General features: G+C 52.5%; 20 protein-coding genes. 7 read left to right on the top strand and 13 right to left on the bottom strand.

Features of this window, described 5'->3' with window-relative positions; translation table 11 throughout:
• Window positions 1–33: 33 nt before the first annotated feature.
• The 4 genes from treC to IAE30_RS24005 form a co-directional block, all read right to left on the bottom strand.
• On the bottom strand, window positions 34–1683 hold the full coding sequence (treC, locus tag IAE30_RS24020) for an alpha,alpha-phosphotrehalase (RefSeq protein ID WP_038644030.1): 1650 nt from the start codon (window positions 1681–1683) through the stop codon (window positions 34–36).
• Window positions 1667–3118, bottom strand: a complete 1452-nt coding sequence (gene treB, locus IAE30_RS24015) for a PTS trehalose transporter subunit IIBC (RefSeq protein ID WP_200539250.1) — start codon at window positions 3116–3118, stop codon at window positions 1667–1669. The genes treC and treB overlap by 17 nt, the downstream gene beginning before the upstream one ends.
• 199 nt (window positions 3119–3317) lie before the next feature.
• Window positions 3318–4274 carry a trehalose operon repressor TreR gene (gene treR / locus IAE30_RS24010; RefSeq protein ID WP_038644031.1) on the bottom strand — a complete coding sequence of 319 codons (957 nt, stop codon included), beginning with the start codon at window positions 4272–4274 and terminating at the stop codon, window positions 3318–3320.
• Window positions 4275–4455: 181 nt separating this feature from the next.
• Window positions 4456–5319 (bottom strand): YicC/YloC family endoribonuclease, encoded by an 864-nt coding sequence (locus IAE30_RS24005; RefSeq protein ID WP_045815725.1) that lies wholly within the window; start codon window positions 5317–5319, stop codon window positions 4456–4458.
• Window positions 5320–5493: 174 nt separating this feature from the next.
• Here IAE30_RS24005 and IAE30_RS24000 point away from each other — a divergent pair, with 174 nt between their 5' ends.
• Entirely contained in the window at window positions 5494–5937 is a 444-nt protein-coding gene (locus tag IAE30_RS24000) for a DUF3574 domain-containing protein (RefSeq protein ID WP_200539251.1), read from the top strand.
• Window positions 5938–6004: 67 nt separating this feature from the next.
• On the opposite strand, the gene IAE30_RS23995 is transcribed toward IAE30_RS24000, so the two are convergent.
• Window positions 6005–7189: a NupC/NupG family nucleoside CNT transporter gene (locus IAE30_RS23995; RefSeq protein WP_038649789.1), complete on the bottom strand. Its 1185-nt coding sequence runs from the start codon at window positions 7187–7189 to the stop codon at window positions 6005–6007.
• Between the two features lie 146 nt (window positions 7190–7335).
• Between IAE30_RS23995 and rph the strand changes: the two genes are divergently transcribed.
• A complete protein-coding gene (rph, locus tag IAE30_RS23990; protein ID WP_034823841.1) occupies window positions 7336–8052 on the top strand; it encodes a ribonuclease PH in 717 nt (238 codons plus the stop codon).
• Window positions 8053–8101: 49 nt separating this feature from the next.
• Window positions 8102–8743 (top strand): orotate phosphoribosyltransferase, encoded by a 642-nt coding sequence (gene pyrE / locus IAE30_RS23985; RefSeq protein WP_034823839.1) that lies wholly within the window; start codon window positions 8102–8104, stop codon window positions 8741–8743.
• A gap of 95 nt (window positions 8744–8838) precedes the next feature.
• Here the strand turns inward: pyrE and slmA are convergent, their stop codons facing one another.
• From slmA to coaBC, 3 genes are all read right to left on the bottom strand, one after another.
• A complete protein-coding gene (gene slmA / locus IAE30_RS23980; RefSeq protein ID WP_038644034.1) occupies window positions 8839–9435 on the bottom strand; it encodes a nucleoid occlusion factor SlmA in 597 nt (198 codons plus the stop codon).
• A gap of 115 nt (window positions 9436–9550) precedes the next feature.
• On the bottom strand, window positions 9551–10009 hold the full coding sequence (gene dut / locus IAE30_RS23975; protein WP_034823835.1) for a dUTP diphosphatase: 459 nt from the start codon (window positions 10007–10009) through the stop codon (window positions 9551–9553).
• Entirely contained in the window at window positions 9987–11207 is a 1221-nt protein-coding gene (gene coaBC, locus IAE30_RS23970; RefSeq protein WP_038644036.1) for a bifunctional phosphopantothenoylcysteine decarboxylase/phosphopantothenate--cysteine ligase CoaBC, read from the bottom strand. Before coaBC ends, dut begins: the two co-directional genes overlap by 23 nt.
• Window positions 11208–11396: 189 nt before the next feature.
• On the opposite strand from coaBC, the gene radC reads away from it, so the two are divergent.
• The 4 genes from radC (at window position 11397) to mutM (ending at window position 13599) form a co-directional block, all read left to right on the top strand.
• Window positions 11397–12053, top strand: coding sequence for a DNA repair protein RadC (gene radC, locus IAE30_RS23965; RefSeq protein ID WP_038644038.1), 657 nt, complete (start codon window positions 11397–11399; stop codon window positions 12051–12053).
• A 243-nt stretch (window positions 12054–12296) separates the two neighbouring features.
• The gene (gene rpmB / locus IAE30_RS23960) at window positions 12297–12533 is read left to right on the top strand and encodes a 50S ribosomal protein L28 (RefSeq protein ID WP_007885297.1); all 237 of its coding nucleotides are present in this window, start codon (window positions 12297–12299) and stop codon (window positions 12531–12533) included.
• 18 nt (window positions 12534–12551) lie between these two features.
• A complete protein-coding gene (rpmG, locus tag IAE30_RS23955) occupies window positions 12552–12719 on the top strand; it encodes a 50S ribosomal protein L33 (protein ID WP_001051798.1) in 168 nt (55 codons plus the stop codon).
• 70 nt (window positions 12720–12789) lie between these two features.
• Entirely contained in the window at window positions 12790–13599 is an 810-nt protein-coding gene (gene mutM, locus IAE30_RS23950) for a bifunctional DNA-formamidopyrimidine glycosylase/DNA-(apurinic or apyrimidinic site) lyase (protein ID WP_200681121.1), read from the top strand.
• On the opposite strand, the gene coaD is transcribed toward mutM, so the two are convergent.
• The 5 genes from coaD to rfaQ all read right to left on the bottom strand — a co-directional run bounded on the left by coaD (window position 13600) and on the right by rfaQ (window position 18424).
• On the bottom strand, window positions 13600–14085 hold the full coding sequence (gene coaD, locus IAE30_RS23945) for a pantetheine-phosphate adenylyltransferase (protein ID WP_200681120.1): 486 nt from the start codon (window positions 14083–14085) through the stop codon (window positions 13600–13602).
• Window positions 14082–14858: a glycosyltransferase family 2 protein gene (locus IAE30_RS23940; protein WP_045833643.1), complete on the bottom strand. Its 777-nt coding sequence runs from the start codon at window positions 14856–14858 to the stop codon at window positions 14082–14084. Before IAE30_RS23940 ends, coaD begins: the two co-directional genes overlap by 4 nt.
• Before the next feature lie 3 nt (window positions 14859–14861).
• The gene (gene waaA, locus IAE30_RS23935; protein WP_038644046.1) at window positions 14862–16136 is read right to left on the bottom strand and encodes a lipid IV(A) 3-deoxy-D-manno-octulosonic acid transferase; all 1275 of its coding nucleotides are present in this window, start codon (window positions 16134–16136) and stop codon (window positions 14862–14864) included.
• Window positions 16137–16221: 85 nt separating this feature from the next.
• The gene (locus tag IAE30_RS23930; protein ID WP_200681119.1) at window positions 16222–17355 is read right to left on the bottom strand and encodes a glycosyltransferase family 4 protein; all 1134 of its coding nucleotides are present in this window, start codon (window positions 17353–17355) and stop codon (window positions 16222–16224) included.
• Window positions 17348–18424 (bottom strand): putative lipopolysaccharide heptosyltransferase III, encoded by a 1077-nt coding sequence (rfaQ, locus tag IAE30_RS23925; RefSeq protein WP_038644048.1) that lies wholly within the window; start codon window positions 18422–18424, stop codon window positions 17348–17350. Before rfaQ ends, IAE30_RS23930 begins: the two co-directional genes overlap by 8 nt.
• Window positions 18425–18427: the final 3 nt, after the last annotated feature.

Here is an 18427-nt window from a genome sequence, read left to right as displayed (position 1 = left end):
GGTTTATTCATGATTATTTCCTTTTTTATTGAGTTATTTAAGAGTGAGGTAGAGGCATTCGTAGGGGCGTAAAGTAGTATTAGCGGCATTGCGCCGATAATTACTCAGCAGTAGGCGGCCACTCAACATTGTGGAATCAAGCGTTTGGGTTGAACTGCTGAGATTAGCGATGATCTTAAGCGTTGAGTGACCCGTGGCATGGCGTGTGTAACACCAAAGTGATGGGTGATTGGGTAACAAATCGATGTAATTGCCTTCGGTAAGCACGGGCAGTGTTTTACGCAGATGAATGAGTTGCTGATAGAGATAAAACACGGAGTCTGGATCACTTAGTGCTTGTTCCACATTGATTTCGCGAAAGTTCTCGCATAGTGAAATCCATGGTTCAGCCTGAGAAAATCCGGCATGCGGTGAGGTATCCCACTGCATTGGGGTGCGTCCGTTATCGCGAGATTTGCAGGCAAGGGTGCGCATTAATGCGCTTTCATCACGTCCCTGTGCTTTATAGGCAGAGTAGAGATTCAGTGTTTCAACATCTCGATACTGTGAAATATCGTTGAAACCTGGATTGGTCATGCCAATCTCTTCACCTTGATAGATGAAGGGAGTGCCTTGCATGCCATGAAGCAGCATGGCCAACATTTTGGCGGAAAGCACACGCCATTGATCGTCGTTACCGAAGCGAGAAACAATGCGCGGTTGGTCGTGGTTACACCAAAACAGTGCATTCCATGCATGGCCATGCATCCCTTGCTGCCATCGTCTAAAAATGGTTTTTAAAGCAACAAAGTCAGGGGCAACAAGGCTCCACTTTTCCCCTTGTTTATAATCCACTTTTAAGTGGTGAAAATTGAAGGTCATCGACAATTCGCGACCATCAATAGCGGCATATTGGCGGCAGTGCTCCAGTGAAGTGGATGACATTTCACCCACCGTCATCAGTTGCAGTGGCTGAAAAATCTCGCGGCTGAACTCCTGCAGGTAATCGTGAATATGCGGGCCATCGGTGTAGTAACGCCGCCCATCACCTTGGGTGTCATTGGGAAAATCATGAAGTTTTGAAACCAGATTGACCACATCAAGGCGCAAACCATCTACGCCGAGTTCTGCCCAGAACCGGCATACATTTTTGAGCGCTTCGCGCACGGGCGGATGTTGCCAATTGAGATCGGCCTGTTGATGGCTAAATAAGTGCAAATAATATTGCTGGCTTTGTTCATGCCATTGCCATGCGCTTCCACCAAACTTTGACTGCCAATTATTGGGCGCTCCTTTTTGCCCTGCGCTTTTCCAGATATAAAAATCCCGATACGGACTTTCAGGATTCTCTGCCTGTTTAAACCACGGGTGCTGTGTCGAAGTATGATTAAAAACCATGTCCATGACGACACGAATACCATATTGATGCGCAGTGGCGATTAGCTGTAAAAAATCAGCCAACGTGCCGTAACTGGGATCAATATTGCAGTAATCGGCGACGTCATATCCATTATCAACTTGCGGTGAAACATACATTGGCGTAAGCCATATCGCGTCGATACCGAGTTTTTTTAAATAGGGCAGACGTTGTGTGATCCCATTGATATCACCTTGTCCATTGCCCGTGCTGTCTTGAAAGCTTTTTGGATAGATTTGGTAAATGACCGCATTTTTCCACCACGGGTTACTATTCAGTTGTTCCATAACTGGCGTCCTGGCTTTGTGTCGCTTCTTGTTGAGATGAGTGGTTTTGGTGTCTATAGATCAGTGAAGTAAGAACGGCTGGAACAACTATTGCGACCAGCGTTGCTACGGCAAATACACCCCAAAACTGCGGTTTAATTGAGAGGATGCCGGGTAGGCCACCAACGCCAATTCCGTTGGCATTCACGCCATAAAGGCCACACAACAGTGCCGCAAGAGCGGAGCCGACCATGGCACAGAGCATGGGATAACGGTATTTAAGGTTGATGCCGTACATCGCGGGTTCAGTGACACCCAGATAGGCGGAGATAGCGGCTGGAACGGAAACTTCGCGCTCTTTCTGTTTTTTACTGATTAAAATAATTCCAACAACGGCAGAAGCTTGGGCGATATTTGAAAGAGCAATCAATGGCCATAATGGCGTTCCTCCCGTGCTTTGCAGCATTTGCATGTCAATCGCCAGTGTGGTTTGGTGCACGCCAGTGATAACCAGAGGAGCATAAAGAAAGCCGAAAAGCGCAGCGCCAATAGGTGCGAAGGTACCGGACATGACGCTTTTCACGCCCCAGGCAACCGCATCGCCCAACATGCGTCCGAAAGGACCGATTAGGGCATGAGCCAGAAATACCGTCAGGAGTAAGGTAGTGACGGGCACAATGACCAGATGCAGGAAATTTGGGATGACTTTTTTGAATTGATTTTCAATGAAGGCAAGGGCGAGGCCCGCAAGCATGGAAGGAATAACCTGAGCTTGATAACCTACTTTCTCGACAGTAAACCAACCAAGATTCCATACTTCAGGTATTTGCTGTCCCAGGCCATAGGCGTTCATGAGCTGGGGTGAGACCAGCGTAATGCCTAGCACAATACCCAGTATTTCCGTGCCTCCCATCTTTTTAACCGTTGACCAGCACACGGCAACAGGCAGGAACATGAAGATAGCTTCGCCCGGCAGCCAGAGCAGGTCATACAGTGTTTGCCAGATAGGGGAGATTTGCGCCAGTGTCTTTCCGTTACTGACTGGAATATCACCAATAATGTTACGAAAACCGAGAATCAGTCCCCCGCTGATCAATGCGGGTAGCAGGGGAAAAAATATTTCTGCGAAATGTGAAATAGCGCGTTCAAACGCGCTCATATTTTTACGTGCGGCAACCTTCACCGCGTCTTTATTTTGATTATGGCTACCCGTAAGGTGCATTAATACACTGTAGTAATCCCCAACATCCGTACCGATGACCACCTGAAATTGCCCGGCATTAGTGAAGCAACCTTTGACCATCGGTAAACTTTCTATTTTTTCTGGAAATGCCAAACCGGGATCGTTTAAGACAAAACGCAGTCGTGTAATACAGTGACTCACACTCGCTATATTGTATTTTCCACCTACAAATTCAATTAAGCACTCAACATCCTGTTGTTTGTCTTTGCTCATTTTGTTTAGCCTTTAGCTCTAGAGTTTAATCACGGCTAAAAAGGCATGTCTCCTTTCTAACCCTCTGGCGCAGACAATACACAAACAAAAATGGTTAAGTCTGGGAACGTTCCCATTAATGTGCTGTTATTCACAAACTTTTTGGGAACGTTCCCAAGTTTGTGTTTGTGATCACAGTGGCATTGCAATGAAAGTGGCGTTACTCAGGTAAACCTAGCGTCGCAGAAATCACATGCTGAAGGGGGGGGGAGTTGCCCAAAAGCTGAGAGATGAGTTGTTTAACCGCCACTTCTCCGCTATCTCGATAACCCGGTTGTACAGATAGGGTGTTTGGAAAAAGAAAATTTAACAGAGGATGACTTCCAACGCAGCACACTTGAATAGCGCTGATACCCTGTAATTGTAGGTACTTATGCACGCCTAATGCAATGGTGTCTGTAGCACAAATCACCGCTTGAGTGTCCGGTTTTAGCACCTGGGAGGTTAAATCAAATCCGCTTTGATGGCTCAGATTGCCTAAGGCTATCGACACGTCTAAACCGTGTTCACGGCACTGGTTTATATAGGCTTCGGAACGTTGCTGACCGGTGGTTGCGTCCTCTGCTTCAACTCCAATATAGCTGATATTCTTAATTTTTCTTTTAATGAGCTGTTCCATTAACAGCTCGACAGCGCCAGCATTGTCATATTCTACGGAGGATATTCCCGGCATCGAACGTGCAACCATGACCATTTTGTGGTGCCACTGCGTAAACATGCTGATATCTAATCCGGAAAAGCCGAAGAGAATCAGACCGTCAATGTTGCGCCTCTCCAGTACCTGCAGATGTTCAGCAACCCGGTCAGTACAGAATTGGCTCTCAAGCACAATCGGGTCATAGCCTTGCTGATAAAGCATAGGAAGCATGGCGCGTACAGATTGGTTTTCTGAGGGGGAGTCCAATCGTGAAACAATTATTGCGACGATCTTATCGCTCCCTCCCCGCATGGATCGGGCCGATTTTGAAGGGCTGAAATTCTGATCCTGAACGACTTTAAGAACTTTTAGGCGGGTCGACTCACTGACACCCTCTTCATTATTGATTACGCGCGAAACGGTAGATTTACCTACTCCGCTAAGACGGGCGATATCTTTAATGGTGAGACGGTTTTGCATAATTTCGAGTAACTACAGTCAATGAGAAATGCGCTTATTGTAAGCGCACCTTATTCTGTTACACACTATTTTTAAAATTAGTCCTATATATTTGCTCATTTTGTGCCAAAGAACATGTAAGTTAAGAAGCAACTCAACACTCAAGCCCCCTGTTAAGGGGCTTGATCGCTGTCAGGCAGTATTACTCAATATTTTGAATCTGCTCGCGCATCTGTTCAATCAACACCTTCAGCTCGATAGCTGACGCCGTGATATCGGCATTGATCGACTTAGAGGCCAGTGTGTTCGACTCACGGTTGAACTCTTGCATCATAAAGTCGAGACGGCGGCCAACCGCTTCTTTCTTCTTCAGGATGTTATAGGTCTCTTTGACGTGCGCATCCAGACGATCCAGCTCTTCCGCTACATCAATGCGCTGCGCCATCATGACGAGTTCTTGCTCAAGGCGCGTATTTTCCAGCTGCACTTCCGCTTCTTCCAGTTTACTGACCAGACGTTCACGCTGCCACTTCACCACTTCCGGCATCTGCGCACGGACTTTGCTGACTTCCAGCGACACGCCTTCTAAACGCTGCTCAATCAGGGTTTTGAGCGCAGTGCCTTCGCTTTCACGAGCAATGATGAAGTCATCCAGTGCGCCGTCGAGTGCGGTCAGCAGTTCGGTATTGATAGCATCCAGATCCTGTTCCTGAGCTGACATCACGCCTGGCCAGCGCAGAATATCCAGCGGATTGATCGCGCCTTCATCGGTCTGCATCTTCACCCAGTTGGCGGAACGCACCAGCTGTTTCGCCAACGCCTCATTCAGTTGCAGCTCACCTTGCGCACTGGGGTCGGCATCAAAGCGCAGGTTGCACTCGATTTTACCGCGTGTCAGGCGATTACGGATACGCTCGCGAATCACCGGCTCCAGGCTACGAAATTGTTCCGGCAGACGGATGTAGGTTTCCAGATAGCGTTGGTTTACCGAACGGATTTCCCAGGCTGCGCTGCCCCAGTGGCCTTTTGCTTCGCGGCGGGCGTAAGCGGTCATGCTGCGGATCATAAGCTTGTACTCATTTTCAGGAATGTTCCTCGCATTATAGTGATGGCAGCCAAACCATGATAGGCATAAGCGCAATGAGCTAACGCAGCGCGCAACTTTCGGTGAAAAGGATGACGTATCCACCTTTCACACCCTATGATGTCCTGTGTGATACCTAAACAGTCTGAGGCTATGATGCTGAATAAATTGGCGATGCCGTTGGCGTTCGTCTTCTTTCTGGCCGGATGCCAGACAACCGCTGTACCTCCTGAACAGATCCCACCGAATACCGCTCCTGTTGCTGTGTGCGGCTCAGGGGACATCATGATGCAAACCACCCTGTGGTTCGGGATGAACAAGCCGAAAGGCGGCGTTATCAGCAGCAGCGAATGGCAGCAATTTGTTGATAATGATGTCACACCACGATTCAAAGACGGGCTTTCAGTGTATGACGGTAAAGGCCAGTGGCTGGGAGAGGGTGGAAAGCTGGCGCGTGAAAACAGCAAAGCGTTAATGCTGATACATCAGCCGGACCGTGCAAGTTCTGACAGCATCAATGCGCTGCGAGACATTTATAAAAAGCGCTTCGATCAGGAGTCGGTGATGCGTGTCGATTCACTGGTGTGTGTCGCGTTCTAAAGCAGAACAGGGCAGCTTTGATGGGCGCGGCCTTGTAAAGAGCGGCTGGCTAGCCGCTCCGCTGTGATTAAATGAACAATCCTGCAAACGCAGCTGACAGCAGGCTCACTAGCGTGGAACCATAAACCAGCTTCCAGCCAAAGCGCGATACCACATTGCCCTGGCGCTCATTCAGTCCTTTAATCGCTCCCGCCACGATGCCAATTGAGGCAAAGTTAGCAAACGACACTAAAAACACGGACAGAATGCCGAGACCGCGCGGTGACATTTCCGCAGCGACTTTCTTCAGCTCAATCATGGCCACAAATTCATTGGCCACCAGTTTGGTCGCCATGATGCTTGCCGCTTGCAGGGCTTCGGCAGAAGGAATGCCAATCAACCACGCAAACGGATAGAAGACATAGCCAAGCAGTTGCTGGAAGCTGTAGCCAAATACCGCGGCAAACAGAGCGTTAATGGCGGCGATCAGGGCGATAAAACCAATCAACATCGCCAGAATAATCATCGCCACTTTAAAACCTGCCAGAATGTACTCGCCCAGCATCTCAAAGAAGCTCTGATCCTCGTGCAGCTTATCCAGTGCAATGTGTTCTTCATTTTCCGGGCGTGTCGGATTGATGATCGACAGAATAATAAAGGTACTGAACATATTCAGTAGCAGTGCGGCAACCACATATTTTGCATCAATCATCGACATGTAAGCACCGACAATCGATAGCGACACCGTCGACATCGCGGTCGCGGCCATGGTGTACATGCGCGGTGCGGAGATATCGCCGAGGATACCTTTATAGGCGATGAAGTTCTCCGATTGACCCAGAATCAGCGTACTCACGGCATTGAATGATTCGAGTTTGCCCATCCCGTTCACCTTCGACAGCAGGGTACCGACCAGACGAATCAGCAACGGCAGAATACGCCAGTGCTGCAAGATGCCGATCAGGGCGGAGATGAACACAATCGGACAGAGCACGCCGAGGAAAATAAACGCCAGTCCCTGTTTCGCCATATTGCCGAACACAAAATCGGTACCTTGCGCAGCAAAGGTCAATAAAGTTTCAAAGAAGCCGCCGACAGCGGTCACCACAGACTGGCCGCCCGCAGAATGCAGGAAGAACCAACCCAGTGCCGCTTCAACCACCAGCAATTGAATAATAAAGCGCGGGCGAATCAGTTTGCGGTCATGGCTGACCAAAAGCGCAAGGGCAAAGATCACCACCAGCGCCAGCAGGAAATGGAGTATTGCTGTCATCATTTGTCTTTTTATGAGAGGAAAGGGCGCATTTAGCCACAGCTGAGGCGAAATTTCATCCGGGAAAAGTGCCGCATGTAGGCAGGACAGCCGCGCACGAAGTCCGTATAATGCGCAGCCAAACCTAAGTAAGCCGGAGAGAAACCATGCGTCCAGCAGGCCGTAACGCATCTGAAGTGCGTCCCGTCACCCTCACTCGTCACTACACCAAACATGCCGAAGGATCCGTGCTGGTTGAGTTCGGTGAAACCAAAGTGCTGTGCACCGCCACCGTTGAAGAGGGTGTGCCACGTTTCCTCAAAGGCAAAGGTCAGGGCTGGGTCACTGCGGAATATGGCATGTTGCCGCGTTCCACCCACAGCCGTATGGCGCGCGAAGCGGCCAAAGGTAAGCAAGGTGGCCGTACGCTGGAGATTCAACGTCTGATTGCTCGCTCGCTGCGTGCCGCGGTGGATTTGGATGCGCTGGGCGAGTTCACCATCACACTGGACTGCGACGTGATTCAGGCCGACGGTGGCACGCGTACGGCGTCGATTACCGGTGCATGCGTCGCGTTAGCCGATGCGCTGAATGCGCTGGTTGCGGCGGGCAAGTTAAAAGCCAGCCCGTTAAAAGGCATGGTAGCGGCGATTTCGGTCGGTATCGTTGGCGGTGAAGCGCTGTGCGATCTGGAGTACGTGGAAGATTCTGCGGCTGAAACCGATATGAACGTCGTCATGACTGAAGATGGCCGCATGATTGAAGTGCAGGGCACCGCCGAAGGCGAGCCGTTCAGCCATGAGGAATTACTGCAGCTACTGGCGCTGGCGCGAGGCGGCATTGAGCAGTTGATTCAGGCGCAAAAAGCAGCGCTAACAAATTGATATAACAGGCGACCATAGAGTCGCCTTTTCTTTATTTGAGGAGTGAGAAATGAAAGCCTGGCAGCGTCAGTTTATTGAATTCGCCCTGAACAAAGGGGTGCTAAAGTTTGGTGAGTTCACCCTGAAATCGGGTCGTAAAAGCCCGTACTTCTTTAATGCCGGTTTATTCAATACCGGCCGTGACTTAGCGCTGCTGGGACGTTTCTATGCGCAGGCGCTGGTGGATGGCGGCGTTGATTTTGATCTGCTGTTTGGCCCGGCCTACAAAGGGATTCCGATTGCCACCACCACGGCCGTCGCACTGGCCGATCATCATGATCGCGATGTGCCTTACTGCTTCAATCGTAAAGAAGCCAAAGACCATGGTGAAGGCGGCTTGCTGGTCGGTAGCCCGCTGCAGGGTAAGGTGATGCTGGTGGATGATGTGATCACTGCGGGTACCGCCATTCGTGAATCGATGGATATCATCAGCGCACACAATGCCACATTGGCGGGCGTCATGATTTCGCTGGATCGCCAGGAGCGCGGCCGTGGTGATATCTCCGCCATTCAGGAAGTGGAACGTGACTATCAGTGCAAGGTCACGGCGATCATTACGCTCGCGGAACTGATTGATTATCTGGAAGAGAAGCCGGAAATGGCAGACCATCTGGCGAAAGTGCGGGCGTATCGTAAAGAGTACGGTATTTAACATCGCGGCTTTATCACGGTCGCCATCGCTGGCGACCGGATGATGAACCACGGTGCTTTATCGCGTACCCAATCATGGGCGCGCCTGATGAATCGCTACACTAACTGTGCCGCAATCAGTGGCCAGCGGCTCTCAAAATCAGCTGTTGGACGATAGCGGAATTCAGAACGCACATAGCGGGAAAGCAATCCTTCGCAGAATGCCAGTAATTGGCTCGCCAGCAGTGTTTCATCGGTCTGGAAACCTTCACCGTCACGCATTTTCTTCTCGCGCATCACCTGACGCAGTTGCACCTCGATGCGTTCGAACAATTGGTTGATGCGCCCTTGCAGACGATCCTGTTCAAACATCAGCGCATGGCCGGTCAAAATGCGCGTCAGCCCCGGATTACGCTCACCAAATCCCAGAATCAGCTGCACGATTAAACGCAGTCGTGCGTGTGTTTCTTTCTCATCTTTCAGGATTAGATTGATGCGGGTAATCAGACTGTCTTCAATAAACTCGATCAGGCTGTCGAACATACGCGTTTTGCTCGGGAAGTGACGGTAGAGTGCCGCTTCCGAAACGCCTACATTGGCTGCCAGCTTGGCGGTGGTGATTCGCTGACTGCCATCGCCCGACTCCAGCATTTGCGCTAGCGCCTGCAAAATCTCTTCGCGACGATTCCGTTTCGCGGCTTTTTTTTCTGCCATGACCTTCAAGACCCCTGAAATTCACCAAAAACAGGCAATACTGCCTCGTCAGCCACAAGCGGTTTGGCCCGTGGCGACGAGAGATAAAAAGATGGCTTGCGAAAAGTGTCGCGTGTTACTGACGACCAGAGTGGCCGAAACCGCCGGCGCCGCGATCGCTGGTGTCAAAATCTTCCACCAGGTTGAATTCGGCTTGTACCACAGGCACAAAGACCAGTTGTGCCAAACGGTCGCCAGGCTGCAGCGTAAAGCTATCCTGACCACGGTTCCAGACGGAGACCATCAATTGGCCCTGATAATCGGAGTCGATTAAGCCCACCAGGTTGCCCAGCACGATCCCATGCTTATGGCCCAGACCTGAGCGGGGCAAAATCACAGCGGCCAGCGCAGGGTCAGCAATGTGAATTGCCAGACCGGTTGGCACCAGCGTGGTCATGCCTGGGGAGATCTCCAGTGCACCATCAAGGCAAGCACGCAGATCGAGACCCGCAGAACCCGAGGTGGCATAAGTTGGCAGTGGGAATTCGTTACCCACGCGCGCATCCAGAATTTTAACGTCGATTTTTTTCATCATAACGGCTGACAATCTCGTCTATTAATTGTTGGCCAAGGAGCGTCTTATCACTGAGCGGTAAGACTTTCTCTCCTTCCTGCCAAAAAAGGTGAAGAGCATTGGTGTCGCTATTGAATCCCTGTCCTGCCTGCGCCACATCGTTCGCGCAGATTAGGTCCAGATTTTTTCGCACCCGTTTTTGCCGCGCGTATTCTTCCACATTCTGGGTTTCGGCAGCAAATCCCACCACATAAGGGCGATGTTTCTGCAATGCCGCTACGCCTGCGACAATATCCGGGTTCTTCACCAACTGCAGCGTGACGTTATCATCGCCACCCTGTTTTTTGATTTTCTCTGCGGCAATGTTTGCCGCCCGGTAGTCTGCCACGGCAGCGCTGGCAATGAAAATATGTTGTTGGCTGATTTGCGCCATCACCGCCGCTTCCATTTCCAGTGCACTCCCCACATCAACGCGCGTGACGCCAGCGGGCGTGGGCAGTGTGACCGGGCCCGCCACCAGTGTCACCGTTGCGCCACGTTTTGCTGCTGCGGCGGCAATGGCGAACCCCATTTTACCGGAGCTGTGATTGCTAATGTAACGAACCGGGTCCAGCGCCTCACGGGTTGGACCGGCGGTGATCATAATGTTGAGATGTTGCAGATCGTTGACGGGCGCGGCCCATTCCAGCGCATGGGCGACAATTGCCAGCGGATCAAGCATGCGGCCGGGGCCCACATCGCCGCAGGCCTGGCTGCCGCTGTCTGGCCCCCAAATCAGAACGCCTCGCTGATTGAGACGCTGAAGATTTTCCTGGGTGATCGGCGCGCGGTACATCTGTTGGTTCATGGCCGGCACGATCGCCAGAGGTGCTGCGCTGGCGATGCAGGCGGTGGTCACCAAATCGTTAGCCATCCCTGCCGTGATGCGTGCGATCAAATCGGCGGTCGCGGGGGCCAGTACAATCAGATCAGCCCATTTCGCCAGCTCGATATGGCCCATCGCGGCTTCAGCAGCAGGGTCGAGTAAATCATCCAGCACCGGATATCCGGAAACGGCTTGTAAGCTGAGCGGGGTGATAAAGGCTTTCGCTGCATCAGTCATCATGACACGCACCTCTGCGCCACGATCGCGCAGACGACGAACCAACTCGGGTGTTTTATAAGCAGCAATACCGCCGCTGACGCCGAGCAGAATTTTTTTTCCGGCTAATCCCGTCATGTTCTTTGCCTCAACTCAAAACGGATTGCCGCTGTGATGCGGCAGATGCAGGCAACTTTATCACAAAATCCATCGACCGCCTTTTCACGGCCTGCGCCCTTTGCGAGATGGCTCTGAAATCGCGACCGGTTTGCTGGTATGCCTCCTGGCAAATACGCACAATCGCCCTGACCCAGGAAGGAGAATGTCATGACGGAACTGGCCCCACGAGAAAAACTGGCCATCACAGGCGCAGAATCATTGAGCGATGCAGAACTGCTGGCGATTTTTTTGCGCACCGGCAGCCACGGTATCCCGGTGATGGTACTGGCGCGACAAATGCTTAACGAGTTTGGCTCGCTATATCGCATCATGACCGCAAATGAAACAGAACTGAGCGTGATTAAAGGCGTAGGCACGGCCAAAATTACTCAACTGCATGCGGTTGCTGAACTGGGGCGACGTTTTTTCGCCAGTCAGCTGGCGCGAGAAAATGTGATGGAGAATCCACAGGTGACAAGGCATTACCTGCAAAGTGTGCTGGCGCATCAGGAGCGAGAAGTTTTTATGGCGCTGTTTTTGGATAATCAGCATCGGGTTCTGCAGGCGCAAAAAATGTTCAGCGGCAGTATTGCCAGTGTTGAAGTCCATCCACGTGAAATTGTGCGTGAAGCGTTAAAACTCAACGCGGCCGCCGTGATTCTGGCGCATAATCATCCCTCTGGCGTTGCTGAACCGAGCCGTGCCGATCGCGATATCACCGTTAAAGTCGGGCAGGCTTGCGCGCTGCTGAATATTCGCTTACTGGATCATTTGGTGATCGGTCATGGCGAGTTTACCTCTTTCGCAGAACGCGGATGGCTGTAAAACATCCGCCCGATTGAGCAGAAATGATGCATTTTCACGCGATCCATCGGGATCTTTATTTGTTCGGGACTTGAGCACTCGGGCTGAGCGGCGTATACTACGCCACCTTTGAGAATCTCGGGTTTGGCGTTTGGGCCAGCTTAGCGGGTTCACATGGAACTCGCCTGGGCGGGCTAAGGCCTGACGAGGCGGCCAAAACCTAGTTTTTAAAGCTCGAGCTGATTTGATTTTTGGAGAATAGAAATGTCACGAGTCTGCCAGGTAACTGGAAAGCGTCCGGTGACGGGTAACAACCGTTCCCACGCAATGAACGCGACGAAACGCCGTTTCCTGCCGAACCTGCACTCTCACCGTTTCTGGGTTGAGAGCGAAAAGCGCTTCGTTACTCTGCGTGTATCTGCTAAAGGTATGCGTGTTATTGATAAAAAGGGCATTGATACGGTTCTGACCGAAATCCGCGCCCGTGGTGAGAAGTACTAAGTACTAAGGAACTGAATCATGGCTAAAGGTATTCGTGAGAAGATCAAGCTGGTTTCCTCTGCTGGTACAGGTCACTTCTATACCACCACGAAGAACAAACGTACTAAACCAGAGAAACTGGAACTGAAAAAGTTCGATCCGGTTGTACGTCAGCACGTGATCTACAAAGAAGCTAAAATTAAGTAATTTTAGTGTTCTTGCGAAAAACCCGGCTTCGGCCGGGTTTTTTGTTTCTGCGGTTTGTTGAGGAGATGACATGCCTGAATTACCAGAGGTAGAAACCAGCCGACGTGGTATTGAGCCACATATGGTAGGCGCGACCATTTTGCATGCGATTGTGCGTAATTCACGCCTGCGCTGGCCGGTCTCGCACGAAATCCATGCGCTAAGTGACCAGCCGGTGCTGAGCGTGCAACGGCGCGCAAAATACCTGCTGCTGGAACTGCCACACGGCTGGATTATCATTCACCTCGGCATGTCTGGCAGCCTTCGAGTCCTTCCTGGTGAGCAACCCGCCGCAAAACACGATCACGTCGATTTGGTGATGAGCAACGGCAAGGTGCTGCGTTATACCGATCCACGCCGCTTTGGTGCGTGGCTGTGGACCCCTGATCTGGAAGGCAGCAGTGTACTGGCACATCTCGGTCCTGAGCCGCTTAGCAACGAGTTCGATGGTGCTTATCTGTTTGAAAAGTCGCGCGGCAAACGCACGGCCATTAAACAGTGGCTGATGGATAACAAAGTGGTGGTTGGCGTGGGCAACATTTATGCCAGTGAATCACTGTTTACCGCCGGGATCTTACCCGATCGACCGGCGATGAGTTTGAGTCGTGATGAAGCGGAGTTGATGGTGGCGACAATCAAGGCCGTATTGCTGCGTTCGATTGAGCAGGGCGGTACCACGCTACGTGATTTCCTGCAAACGGATGGAAAGCCTGGCTACTTTGCTCAGGAATTGCAGGTCTATGGCCGAACGGGCGAACCCTGCCGAGCCTGCGGTACGCCAATCGTCAGCGGCAAACATGGCCAGCGCAGCACCTTCTGGTGCCCTCGCTGCCAGCATTAATCAGGGCTGCGCCAGTTTTGCCAGCAATGCCTGATGCACCACGGCAGGCAGAAATGCCTGCACATCACCTTTATGACGCGCCACTTCCTTCACCAGCGACGATGACACGAACGAGAATCCTTCGGACGGCATCAGAAACACACTCTCCAGTGAAGGAAGCAGATGACGGTTCATCTGTGCCAGTTGCAGCTCATATTCGAAATCTGACACCGCACGCAGTCCTCGCACCAGCACATTGGCATTTTGCGCTTTGGCGAAGTTCGCCATCAAATCGCTAAAACCCAAAACCTCAACATTGGCTAAGTGCTGAGTAGCCTGCCGTGCCAAATCTACGCGCTCATCGAGTGTAAACAGCGGCTTTTTGCTGGGGCTGGCGGCAATGGCAACCACGATGCGATCAAACATCTGCGCCGCGCGCGTCACAATATCCACATGGCCCAACGTGATGGGATCGAACGTGCCGGGATAAATCGCTTTGGTGCTCATACGCGACCTTGTGTTGAGGTGTGATGCAGCGCCCAGAGCGCTGAGTATTTGTTAAAGGTGTATTGCGCGTTCACGACGGCCAGAATCCAGCCCTGCTTGCCATCGAGGAATCCGGCGCGCAGCAGCAACGTCTTAAGGAATGCGCCCAACGTGTGGCTGAAAATCGAGAAGATGCCACAACGCTTGCCTCGCTGAAAACGTTCTTGCGCCCAGGCTTCGGCATAATTCATCTGTTTGCGTTGGAAAGCGATCAAATCGCGGCAGGTGAGATGCTGGAGATCGCCTGGTAACGCCACCACCGATGCGCCCTGGGTTTCCAGCGATTCGTGCACCAAATTGTCATTGTAATTGAGTGCGCGAGGATAGAGGCGCATCACGCGATCCGGATACCAGCCGCTATGGCGCATAAAGCGGCCAAGAAACAAATTGCTGCGTCCCAGGCTATAAACGGTAGCGGAGGGGGGCTGCTCAAGAACGTTTTCAATCGCGCGGCGTAACTCGGGTGTGACACGTTCATCGGCATCCAGCATCAGAATCATATCGCCGCTTGCATGAGCTTGTGCACGCTGGCGCTGCTTGCCGAAACCCGCCCAGCCTTCAGCCTGATGCACCTGCGCGCCGTGCGCGCGGGCCACTGCTACGGTGTTATCCTGGCTGCCTGAATCCAGCAGCACAATCTCATCTGCCCAGCTCACTGAGGCCAGCGCCTCCGGCAGCAATTCAGCTTCGTTTTTGGCGATCATCACCACGGAAAGACGTTGGCGTTGTGGCATGCGTTAGTGAGCTCGTGGCGGCAAATGTGGTTCGAGTAACTGTAGCAGACGCTGCAATGCGCCCTGATTTTGATGCAGCACTTCAACAGCGTGGCGACCGTAATAACGGCGGTAATCATCATCCTGCAGCAGGTTGGCCACCTGTTTCTCCAGCGAAACCACGTCGGTGACGGTGATCAGGCCTTCTGCCTGCTGCAATTTGGCGCAGATATCTTTGAAGTTCCAGATATGCGGACCCATCAGCACCGGAATGGCATGGGCGGCCGGTTCCAGCGGATTATGACCGCCGCGTTCGACCAGACTGCCGCCAACAAAGGCGATATCGGCGATGCCGTACAGCAGCATTAATTCACCCATGGTGTCGCCAATCACAACCTGCGTTGCGCCAGACGGAATTTCACCGCTGCTGCGCAGAGTGAAACTGAAACCGCGCTTTTGCGTCAGTTCACAGGCATCTTTAAAACGTTCAGGATGGCGTGGCACCAGAATTAGCAACAGATCAGGGAACTGCTGCAGCAGACGACGATGCGCATCAAGGATGATGGTCTCTTCGCCTTCGTGCGTGCTGGTTGCGATCCACACCGGGCGGCGCGATGCCCATTGACGGCGCAGGGTGACCGCACGGGCCGCCAGCTCTGGCGTTACAGAGATATCAAACTTCAGGCTACCGGTGACGGCGAGATGCGTTCGTTTAAGGCCGAGGCTGAGGAATCGCTCAGCATCCTCGTTGTTCTGCGCTGCTATCAGCGTAATGCGCTGCAGCAAATCACGCATAAAGCCACCGAGTTTTTTATAACCTTTGGCCGAACGCTCTGACAGGCGGGCGTTGGCAATGACCAGCGGAATTTGGCGCTGGTGCAGAATACGGATGATGTTCGGCCACAACTCAGTCTCCATGATGATCACCAGACGAGGATCAACGGTATCGAGGAAACGGTTAATCGAACCGGGCAAATCATAGGGCAGATAGACATGATGCACATCTTTACCAAACGCGGACTGAGCGCGTTCGGAGCCCGTGGGCGTCATGGTGGTCACGGTGATGGGCAGTGTGGGATAGCGATGGCGCAATGCGCGCACCAGCGGCACGGCAGCGAGCGTCTCACCCACAGAAACGGAATGCAGCACGATACCGTGCGGTTCAACTTTGCCCGCGCAGTAGCCGTAACGTTCCGCCCAGCGTTTACGATAGGCCGGTGCTTTTCGACCGCGCAGCCACAGGCGCAGCCAGATCAGTGGCTGTATTAAATAGAGCAGGGCTGTGTATAGAGTTGTCATAGTTATCGTTACGACAGATTCGCGTCAAAAAACACATGAAAGGCGGCATGTTATCAGAAACTGACCGCCTGCTCATACCACTTCGTCAGCTGGCCTTCAGCACCTGCTGATAGAGTGAAGTCAGCGACTGTGCCAGCCGCTGCGGACCAAAAGGTTCGATTCTGCGGCGTGCGGCTTCACCCATGGCAGAATTCTGCGAAAGTGCAGGTGTGGCGACAATGGCGTCATTTAATGCCTTGATATCTAATGCATCACAAACGAAGCCTTCCTGGCCGGCTTGAATAAATTCTGCGCCGCCACAGCCGGTGCTGGTAATCACGGCCAAACCGCAGGCCATCGCTTCCAGCACCACATTCGGAAAAGGATCATAAAGCGTGGGCAACAGTAAGGCGTCAGCGGTGTGATAATAGGGCTGCACATCCTGCTGCACGCCAACAAAGCGCAAGCGATCGAGGCAATTAAGCTGGTTAGCCAACTGCTGATAGCGTGAAAGTTGCTTGTCCTGGCCAACCACAACCAGATAGCGATCGCTGTGGGCGAGTGCTTCGATGGCGGCTTTCAAGCCTTTGCGCTCAAAGCCTGAACCCACGTAGATCATCACCGTGGCATCTTGTGGCAGCGTCAATTGCTGGCGCATGGCGTAGCGCTGAGCTTCTGTTGCTGGCTGGAAACGTTGGCTATCAATGGCGTTGTGAATGACATGGATTTTGCTGGCATCTAGCGTGAAATGACGCAAAATATCTTGCTTCACCATCTCAGAGTTACAGATTACTGCTTTTAAAGATGCCGCATTGAACATCTCTGCTTCAGCCTGTAAAACATAGCGATGATAAGGACTCAGGCTGGCGCTCAAACGCTGCCAGGGTGAGACAATACGCGCACGTTGTTCCAGCCACACGCGATGGACGCCATCACCGGCGCGAAAAATATCGCAGCCCGCAATGCGTTCGTGGCTCTGCACGATATCGAACTTTTCACGTTCCCAGCATGCACGTGCCGCGCGGGCAAAACCGCGTTCGCGCGATACGCGTCCAAATTTGGCGGGATTGCAGATGTGCAGATGCCAGGCCGGATTGGGTGTGCCCTGCCAGCTACGTGTGATGATATTCAGATCGAGCTGTTCGCCGTCCAGTGCTTCCAGCGCCCGCGAGATGAAACGCTCGGCACCGCCATCCGGACGATATTTCTGCCGGACAATCGCCAGGCGTAACTTAGTCATGCAAAAAACTCCTGGCGGCGGCCACCACGTCATCCACCGGAATGGCTGAGAGATAGCGCTGTTCTGTTTTTGTATCGATGTCGTCTGGCGAAGGCAGCGGTGCATAATCACCGGCCCAGATCACGCGATTGTTTTCACCCCACGGACTCCAGTGTTGCAGTTTGGTGGGGCCAAACAGCGCAAGACAGGGCGTATCGAGTGCGGCGGCCATGTGCATGGGGGCAGAATCCACACCGATAAATAGCTGCGCGGCATCAATCAATGCCGCCAGTTGCGGCAATGAAAACTGCCCAGCAAGTGAAACCACATTCTGGCTGTGGCACAGCGACTGAATGTGGGCAATCATCGCTTGCTCTTTCTGGTCTGGGGCAGCGGTAAGAACAAGGGTATGGCCGTCAGCCGCGAGCGTATCAATCAGCTGCGCGACCTTTTCATCTTCCCAGCATTTAAATACCCAACGCGATGTCGGCTGTAACACGATAAACGGCCCGCTGACCTTTTGCTGAGCCAATGCATCCTGCACTTTCTGTTTATCTGCCGCACTAAAGTGCATTGAGGCTTTTGCACCTTCCGCGCTGATACCTAGCGGCTCAAGCGCCGCCATATTCTGCTCGACGGTATGCAATTGATTATGTGTTTTTGTCGAAACCAGATAGGTATGGCACCAACGCCACAGGGCGTGATCACGTTTGGCGTAGGCAAACCCAATACGCACCGGAGCAGCTGAAAAACGCGTGATAATCGCGCTACGCCACTGGTCGGCGAGGTTAATCACCAGGTCATAATGACAGGCACGTACAGCTGAAAGCAGAGCCATCTCGTGGCGGAACTTCTGCCAGCCGCCCTCTTTTTTCCAGTTGCGGTCAATGATGTGCAACTGGCGAATCGCGGGGTGCGCTTCCAGCATCGGCCGCGTCTCTTTGTACAACAGGACGTCGATGTTGGCCTGGGGATAGCGTTGGCGGAGCGCATTGATAACGGGCGTGGTCAGCAGCATATCGCCGTGATGGCGTAGCTTGATCAGCAGAATGTTTTTCGGTGCAAATTGGACTGGAATCGGGCTTGCCATACT

The sequence above is a fragment of the Pantoea sp. S61 genome (assembly GCF_016625145.1).
Lineage (GTDB): Bacteria > Pseudomonadota > Gammaproteobacteria > Enterobacterales > Enterobacteriaceae > Pantoea > Pantoea rwandensis_B.
The sequence above is the reverse complement of the archived record's forward strand: the minus strand, read 5'-3'. Positions and strand labels throughout refer to the sequence as shown.